The sequence below is a fragment of the Flavobacterium akiainvivens genome, assembly GCF_001278115.1.
Classification (GTDB): Bacteria; Bacteroidota; Bacteroidia; order Flavobacteriales; family Flavobacteriaceae; genus Flavobacterium; species Flavobacterium akiainvivens.
Genome location: NZ_LIYD01000005.1, coordinates 1,992,910 through 2,001,430, shown reverse-complemented (window position 1 = coordinate 2,001,430; position 8,521 = coordinate 1,992,910). Strand labels below are relative to the sequence as shown.

The 8,521-nt window shown below is 43.0% G+C and carries 9 protein-coding genes; 1 reads left to right on the top strand and 8 read right to left on the bottom strand.

The genetic code is table 11. From position 1 onward, the window contains the following. The 8 genes from istA to AM279_RS08820 form a co-directional block, all read right to left on the bottom strand. On the bottom strand, positions 1–950 hold a 950-nt coding region (gene istA, locus AM279_RS08855), incomplete at its 3' end, for an IS21 family transposase (protein WP_160316439.1). Between the two features lie 208 nt (positions 951–1,158). Next, positions 1,159–1,605 carry an SDR family NAD(P)-dependent oxidoreductase gene (locus tag AM279_RS08850; RefSeq protein ID WP_054407619.1) on the bottom strand — a complete coding sequence of 149 codons (447 nt, stop codon included), beginning with the start codon at positions 1,603–1,605 and terminating at the stop codon, positions 1,159–1,161. Positions 1,606–1,753: 148 nt separating this feature from the next. Continuing rightward, a complete protein-coding gene (locus AM279_RS08845) occupies positions 1,754–2,650 on the bottom strand; it encodes a helix-turn-helix domain-containing protein (protein ID WP_054407618.1) in 897 nt (298 codons plus the stop codon). Then, positions 2,637–3,488 carry an alpha/beta fold hydrolase gene (locus tag AM279_RS08840; protein ID WP_054407617.1) on the bottom strand — a complete coding sequence of 284 codons (852 nt, stop codon included), beginning with the start codon at positions 3,486–3,488 and terminating at the stop codon, positions 2,637–2,639. The genes AM279_RS08845 and AM279_RS08840 overlap by 14 nt, the downstream gene beginning before the upstream one ends. Positions 3,489–3,594: 106 nt before the next feature. Beyond that, positions 3,595–4,431, bottom strand: a complete 837-nt coding sequence (locus AM279_RS08835) for an alpha/beta fold hydrolase (protein ID WP_054407616.1) — start codon at positions 4,429–4,431, stop codon at positions 3,595–3,597. A gap of 35 nt (positions 4,432–4,466) precedes the next feature. Continuing rightward, positions 4,467–5,198, bottom strand: a complete 732-nt coding sequence (locus AM279_RS08830) for a hypothetical protein (RefSeq protein ID WP_054407615.1) — start codon at positions 5,196–5,198, stop codon at positions 4,467–4,469. A 47-nt stretch (positions 5,199–5,245) separates the two neighbouring features. Continuing rightward, positions 5,246–6,070 (bottom strand): oxidoreductase, encoded by an 825-nt coding sequence (locus AM279_RS08825; protein ID WP_054407614.1) that lies wholly within the window; start codon positions 6,068–6,070, stop codon positions 5,246–5,248. Between the two features lie 103 nt (positions 6,071–6,173). Next, complete coding sequence (locus tag AM279_RS08820) at positions 6,174–7,370, bottom strand: MFS transporter (protein ID WP_054407613.1); 1,197 nt, start codon at positions 7,368–7,370, stop codon at positions 6,174–6,176. A gap of 208 nt (positions 7,371–7,578) precedes the next feature. On the opposite strand from AM279_RS08820, the gene AM279_RS08815 reads away from it, so the two are divergent. Further along, the gene (locus AM279_RS08815; protein WP_082344203.1) at positions 7,579–8,493 is read left to right on the top strand and encodes a helix-turn-helix domain-containing protein; all 915 of its coding nucleotides are present in this window, start codon (positions 7,579–7,581) and stop codon (positions 8,491–8,493) included. Positions 8,494–8,521 lie beyond the last annotated feature (28 nt).

Below are 8,521 nucleotides of genomic sequence, written 5' to 3'. Positions count from 1 at the left end.
GGGTTTAATGCAGATAAGGCTTCACGCTCTATCTCCTCGAACTGTTCGCGTCGGGAGTAGCTGCGCCCGGAGAAGGGCTTATTGTTGTGCATTTCAAGTGCCGGGAGTATCGATTCGTTAAGCGATACAAGGTTATCGAAGCTAAGACCTTCCAGACGGGTGTAAATGCTGCGGTAGATGAGTTTTACCGCACCTTCCACCAAAGACTTGTCACGGGGCTTATAAACGCGCGCAGGCACTATGGTAACACCGTAGTGCTCGGCAAAGGCAGCAAACTCATCGTTGAGTACTGCCTCATACTTGCTGCCCCGTGTTACTGCCGAGCGCAGGTTGTCCGGCACGATGGCCTTGGGCACCCCACCAAAGTAACGCAGGGCGTTTTGGCAGGCAAGGATCAGGTCTTCCTTACGCTGGCTGTCCACTGCTTCAACATAAGTAAGCTGGCTACAGCCCAGTATGGCTACAAAAACCTCCACCTCACGTGCAGCCTCTCCCTGGCCAACCCTGAGCTTGCTGCCGGCAAAGTCGATGTATATCTTATCACCGGCCTTATGTTCCACATGCATGACCGGTTTGGAGAGTTGAAGGTACGTATGGATGGCATTATTAAAACTCGAACGGCTATAGCCATCCGGATGTTTTTCGAGATATTCCTTGTAGAGGATCTCACGGGTCATACCTTTCTTTTTAAGCCTTTTACAGAGTTCAGGCAACAGTGGTTCCAGTTCCCGCATGCGCGGGCTGCTGTGGATTTTGGCAACAGGGGTGGTAAAGATAACCGAGAGTTCGCTGTCACTACGGGCGCTAAAGGCTTCAAAATCCATGTCCAGCGTGTTCCAGACCCGGACGTACTTCTTGATGGTGTTGCGGGAGGTACCCACCATCCCATGGATGGTCTTAATGCCTGTACCCTGGCAGTACAGACGGATAATCTGTCTTAATTTATTCATCTTTATCGGCTTATTGGACATGGTCTATCTCAGGATTAGTTTATCAAAACGCTAAACTAATCCTTGTTCCAAAAGCCCGCCACAAGACTACTTTTTCTACTTTTTTTGAGGGGTCAATTTAAACTGGCCAACAGGGGTCAGTTTGCTCCGGCGAAAGGGGGTCAGTTTCAGCCGGCGAGAGGGGTCTTTTTAAATCGGCCAAGAGGGGTCAGTTTGCACTGGTTTGTCCAGGCAGCGTCCAAACCCCAAGTACGCTTGACAGCTGAATAATATGCCCGCTTTTCTGCGCACGGAATATAGGCAACGCGGCTTGTGTTACCCAAAGCGTACCAAAAACATTCGCTTCAAAAATATCTTTAGTTTCCTGTTCCCCGGCTTCTTCTATCGCTCCAAATAAGCCATAACCAGCATTGTTTATAACCACGTCCAGGCTGCCAAAATGCCTATGAGCGTTGTTTACGGCTTCGGTTACCGCCTTTTTATCGGTAATATCTAACTGAATGGGCAAAAATTGTGTTGGGTACTGTTCAGTCAGGTCCTTATAGGCGGCTATGGTTCTTGAGGTTGCGGCTACGTTGTCGCCCCGTTTTAAAAGGGCTTCTACCCAAAGTTTTCCAAACCCTCTTGATGCCCCTGTAATAAAAATTGTTTTCATGATAATATATTTTTAATTTGTGATTTATATATGCAAATCTATTGCGGTTAAATGCGGTAGAATTGTCTGTTTGTAGGAAGAAATAGCACAGATTTACGTATCCTGTTTTTAATTATGATAAGGTTTATCCGTTCATAAACCTGTAAGGTTATGCCAGTCCCATTTTACTTTTTTTAAACTCAAGAGGGTTTAGTCCTACCTGTTTTTTAAACAGGCGGGTAAAGTAAGAACTGTTTTCAAAGCCCAGTAAATAAGCTATTTCGCTCACATTATTACCACTTGCCAAAAGCATGTTCTTAGCCATGGTTACCAAATGAATATGTATATGCTCTATAGCGGTTTTCCCTGTTTCCTGTTTTAGCAGGTCGCTCAGGTAGCGCGATGATATGTTTAACCCTTTTGCGAGCAGGTTCACCGATGGCAAACCCTGCTCTTTAGGTAAATCGCTGTCCATATACTTTTTAAGGGCGTCATTAAATTTTGTAATTGTTTTGCCCGAAAGATTGGTACGGTTTATAAACTGCCTTTTAAAAAAGCGCTGGGCATACGTAAGCATCGAGTCAATATGGCTCAGTATAATTTCCCTGCTGTACTCATCGGTATTGTTATAATATTCCCGTTTAATTTTTTCATACAGGCTTAGTACAGTTTCTTCTTCGGTGGGCGACAGATGCAGCGCTTCATTAACCTCATATTCAAAATACCCATACTTCTGTATGCTGCTGTGCAGTTCGTGGCCGTTTAAATAATCTTCGTGAATAAGCAGCATAAAGCCGTCTTCCTCCAGTTCCAGGTTTTTCATTTCTATAATCTGGCGCGGTTTTACAAACATCATTGCGCCATTACTGTGGTCATAACTTGTACGGCCATAAAGTATAACGCCCGACTTCAGCTTTTTAAAGCCTATCATATAACAGTCGGCTGTAAACTCCCGGTCTCCCAGCGGGCAGTCAGACTGGCAGCCTACAATACCCAGTAATGGGTTTTCCGGTGGCGGCCAGCCGTTGTCCCGGTGCATTTCACTAAGTGTTTTATAGTGTTTCATTTTTAGTGTTCAAAAATAAATTTATGTAACCCGCTGTTAGCACAGGCTCCTGATGCTGTGGGCCGTGGCCTGCATCGTTCAATATAATATGTTGTGCAGATGGCGCGTTGCGAAGCAGCGGAAACCAGTTTTCTACGGCAAAGCTTATATCGTGGTCACCAGAGATTATAAGCACCGGATTCTGTAGTGTTTTATATTGCCCGCGGAAGCCGTCTTTGTCTTCTTTTATCATGGCCGATCCGCCAAAATAGCGCTGAAACTGCTCTTGTGTTGCAGGTATTTTGTTCCTGTCAAGGCGCTCGGCAATGCGATTGTGAGAAGCTTTTGCCGCGGCTTTGCTTTGTTCAGATTCAGGCTCAAAAAACAGTACATATTCATCCTCAAGGTCGTTAACCGGTTTAAGGGCACGTTCAAAGAAGCTCTTTTCAAAAGGCACTTCGTTATTGCCTACCGGATTAGTACCTATAAGTATGGCTTTTGATATTCTTTGTTTGTTAAGAAACAATGCCGCCTGTGCAACCAGACCTCCATAAGACCAACCCGCCACATTATATGTGTCTATTTTCAGGTAATCCATAAGTTTAATGCCCGTACCTGCTACCTCATAAATATCGGTAGGCAATGTACCTTCAGAGTCGCCCACACCGGGATAGTCAAAAAGTACTATGGTGTTTTTCTCTGCCAGGGTATCAAGAAAAAGTGGGTCCCAGGTGTCAAGTATACCGCGGAAGCGATTGTAAAAAAGCAGGTATTCCCCTTGCCCGAAAACACGGTATGCTATTTTATTACCATTGATTTCAGTAAATTTTGTTTCAGTTTTTGATGGAGATGTTTTCATGATTTTCATAGTTTAATTATCTGATGTAAAATTACTTACTATCTGCCCAGCATGATAATACGCTTTAACGGGATGATAGCACAAATTTACGTTTGGGTTTAAGCGCTTAGTAGTTCAGGAAATAGTTTGCCTGGTTTACAAATACTTCCGGATACTGGTAAAAAGAGCCGTGTGCCGAATCAGGATAATAATTTAGCAGCGCATTGGGCAAGGCTTTAAACAATTGGTATGAATTGTCAGAGTCCATCATTTCATCTTTACTGCCCTGTACTATTAATATCGGGTGCTGTATGGTTTTAAGGTCTATAGTTACCGGGTCAGATCCCCAGCGGGTGATAGCAGTCATTTGTGCCAATACACTTTCCTGTACCGTTTCGCGGTCGCGGTCTTCTGTCCTGGTAAATAGCCTTTGCAGGGTTTCTTTACCTTTGGCACGGCTTGCCTCAGTAGCGGTGAAGAAAATATATAAAAAGCGTTCAGCCGGGTCTTTTTGCATGGCTTTGTATATAAGTTCAGGAAAACGTTCTAAAACCTTTACTCCCTGTGGTGCTGCACCTATAATTATGATTTTTCGTATCAGGTCAGCATACTTATCCGCCAAATATTGTGCAATGAACCCGCCAAGCGAAAACCCAAGTACATCAATTTTAGTTATGCCCAGTGCTTTCAAAAAGTCTGCGGCATCGTGTGCCATATCGGCTACGTTATCAGGTGTCTCTCCGGTGCTATTTCCTACGCCTGCATTGTCAAAAATCAGTATCTCGCGTTCCTGTGCCAGGCCATCAAGAATTATGGGGTCCCAATTATCTAGCGTACCTGTAAAGTGCTGGAAACCTACGAGGGGAATATCAGACGGTTTGCCAAACCTTCGGTAGGCGTAGTTAGTGCCATTTACATTTATGTATTGTGTGGGTGCCGATATTGCATTTATTAGAGTGCTCATCTTGTTTATTGTTTTAATGTGTTGGTAATGATTTATTATTCGAAGCTTACATCAAGTATGTCTATAGACACCAGTACAGGGTCAGTCTGGTAGCTGTTGTCGGCATCGTTAAGGATGTAGATGTTTCTTTTGGTACCGGTTTTTACACCCTGAAATTCTTTATAATCTTCTATTATTTGCGTTGCAGATGAGCCACCCAAAACTACCGGCCAATAGTCATGGCGCTTTAGCAGGCTGTTTTCATCAAAATAAAATACCTGGCGTTTGCTGTGTGTGGCAAAACCATCGGGGTATATAACCTCAAGCCTACTAAGGGTTTCACCCTTTTCATTCCACGGCTCCAGCTCGTTGATTTCTACGCCCAGTACAAGAAAGTTAAAAGGCGCGGTAGCATAATTCCATGTGGCATAGCTCGAAAAGTATACCAGTTGCGCCCTTGTCCATGGGGTTTCTACGGTATGGCCTTTAAATGATTCGCGAGGGTTTATAAGCTCTTCGAGTACTTTACCGTTTTCATCAAGCAGTTGTACTTTTCCTGGTTCAAATGTAGAGGTATACCCCGGTTGAAAAAGGTTTTTCCAGCTGCTCTTCTGTTCGGTTAATGAGCCGGTAAATGCTACATCGGCAAGGGCGCCGTCGTGCCCTTTTATGGGCCATACCACACCACCTATATTGGTGTGTATTTTTAATGTTTTATAGTTGGCTGCGTTGGCGCCTCCGTGTGCGGCAATAACTTTGTTTACTAATTGTTGGGTTGAAGTTGTCATGATTGAATATTTTTTAATGTTGATATAATGGTTTAGATGGTAACAGATTAATGTCCGTGGGCGGCTATGCTTACTTCTTTCCAAGCCTCTATGTTGTTTAGCCTTTCGGTATACACCTGTTTTACTACGTTATAGGCTATACGCCCAAACAGCAGCCTTTGCGGCGGGTTTGCATTATCTGCAAGGTCAAGCACTATGCTTACCGTGGCTTCGGGCTTGCCCCAGGTATCAGGATTTTCGCCGGTGGTAGCAAATGCCTCGCGAACCGGATTATAATCTGTAATACCGTTATCGGTTTGGTTTGCCGATGCCCCGGCCCAGTCTGTAGCATAACCGTTAGGCTCTATAAGTGTAACCTTAATGCCCAGGTGTGCTACTTCGGTAGCTATAGTTTCGCTAAGCCCTTCCACTGCAAATTTTGATGCGTTATACAGGCCCAACATGGGCAGCGTGGTAAGCCCTAAAAAGCTTGAAACCTGAATAATATGGCCGCTTTTTTGAGCCCTCATTACCGGCAGTACCGCCTGTGTTACCCACAGCAGGCCAAAGAAGTTAGTTTCCATTTGCGCCCTGGCCTGTTCTTCAGTAGTTTCTTCAACGGTACCAAACAAGCCATATCCTGCATTGTTTATAAGTACATCTATGCGGCCAAAATGATTTACAATATTGGCTACAGCCTCATTTACACTTTCGCGTTTTGTAACATCAAGTTTTACAGGCAAAATGTTATTGCCATACGTTGCCACAAGATCGGCAAGGTCTGCCGTATTGCGTGCGGTAGCGGCTACTTTGTCGCCGCGTTTTAAAAAGGCTTCTGCCCATAGTTTTCCAAATCCTCTTGATGCTCCGGTAATAAAAATTGTTTTAGACATGATTATAAGTTTTTATGGTTATTGTTTTTTGATATAGCAAAGTTAGTGTCGTGACTAAAGGCGGAATGGTTCATTTGTAGGGAGTAATAGCACAAAACAACGTTTAGGCTATCCTGGCTTTTACATAGTGCTTAAAAGCAACTATTACCATTAGCAAAAGCGCTACAATGCCAAGGTTTACAGCCGATAGGGCGTGAACTGATTTAATACTCAGGGTATTTATGAGCCCATAGCCCACTACAGAGCTAATTACATAAATACTGCCTCCCGTAAGGCCACTGGCTGTACCGGCATTGTGCGTAAAACGCTGTAGGCTGTAAGCGTACACATTATTAAATATAAAACCCGACATAAGGTGTATGGGTACGGTAAAGCCTATTAATACCCAAATGCTTGTTGCAGATATAGATGTAAGCAACATGGCTACGGCAACTATAAGCTGTATTGCAATTGCGGTATTGAGTTTTGTAAACAGAGGTTTGTTTAACAACGATTTGCTTATAATGCCACCACTCATGAGTGATACACCCGATAGTAGCGAACTGTACCCGGTTTCAACCGATGAGTAGCCGTAAACCTTTTCAATAATAAAGGGACTTACCATGCCATAGATTACAAGCAGCGAATAAGTAAACCCTATAATAAGAAGGCCGAGGCTAAAATCGGGTGTGGAGAGCATTGTTTTATAAACCTTTGATATGTTTACCCAATTAAACGGCTGGAAGTTTTTTAACGATTCTCCTGTATACTTCAGCTCAAAAAACAGCACTATAGCGGTTAAAATGCCAAGCAGGTAAAAGTTAGATTCCCACCCAAATAATTGCTGAAGATAGCCTCCTATAAATGGTGCCACTATGGGCGCGGTTGCCCATACTATAGAAAAAAGGCTGGTGTAGTTTTTTAGTGCATGCCCGGTGTACATGTCTACAAAAAAGGCACGCTTGCCCACTATTATAAGCGATACGGTTATGCCCTGTATTACACGCATAGCATAAATCAGGTATATGTTTGGCACCATGGCGATAATAAAACTTGATAAGGAAAACAGTACAAGTGCAACAATATTAATTTTATACCTGCCAAAGCTGTCAAGAATACTGCCTATGAACAACTGGCTTAAGCCGGAACTGATCATAAAAATCAGTAAGGATAATTGTACCGACTCAACCGAAACACTGAGCTGTTGTGCCATTGCAGGGAGAGATGGTATATAAATATCTGTTGTAAGGCCACCCAGCGGAATAAGTATAAATGCCAAGAGGCTGCTGATGCGAAGAAACTTGAGGTTTTGACTTTTCATGATTACAGGAATTAGTTTCGCTTATTTAATACATCAAAATTAGTATTAGCCCTGCCAGAAAAATGGTTCATTTGTAGGTAAGAATGGCACAAAACAACGTTGCTGGTAAAATCAGGATATTTTATACTAACAGTTGCGATTCACAGGAATTTGTGTTAATTTTCGTAATCTATAAACACAAACCCTACCATCTATAAAACCACCTATTATGGAAAAAATAGCCCACTACAAAAGCATTACTGAGCTGCATGAAAAAAGTGGTTTTGAACCGCCCTTGCACCCGCATATAAGTATGATGACCTGTAAAGAACTTATGACCTACTCTGTAGGGCAGTCAAGGTTTACGGGCGATTTTTATATGATAGCTCTAAAGAAGATTATGGATGGTTATATGCTTTACGGCAAAACCAAATATGATAACGACAACGGCTCTATGGTATTTGTAAAACCAAGGCAGATTATAGAGGTAAGCAATGTAAAGTTTGCTGAAAAAGGCTTTGTGCTGTTTTTTCATGAAGACTACCTGTCTGGCCACCACCTGCATGACCTGATTAAAAAGTATGGTTATTTTGAGTATGAAATTAATGAAGCGTTACACCTCTCGCCACAGGAAGAAACTGTAATATGGGACTTATACTATAAAACCCGAGCCGAATATGAAAACAACGAAGACGAACTTAGCCGTGATATTATACTAAGCCATATAGATTCGATACTTAAATATTCTGACCGTTATTATAAAAGGCAGTTTATTAACCGCAGTACCAATGTATCGGGCACTACGTTAAAAAAGTTTCAGGATTTACTGGGAAGCTATTTTGAAACCATGCTGCACCAAAGTAAAGGCTTGCCCACGGTAAACTACCTGGCTGATAAGCTAAGCATATCGCCCCGGTACCTGAGCGACGTACTAAAACAGGAAACCGGTAAAACCGCGCTCGACCACATACACATCTACCTTATAAAAGAGGCCAAAAACCTGCTCCTGAGCAGTGATAATAACGTGGCGCAAATAGCTTATGATCTGGGTTTTGAAACCCCTTCTTATTTTACAAGGCTGTTTAAAAAAGTGGTAGGCCACACACCGGTGCAGTACAAACAGCAATATGGAGCGCAGGTTTAACTATAGTCTGTATATAAAACAAAAAGAT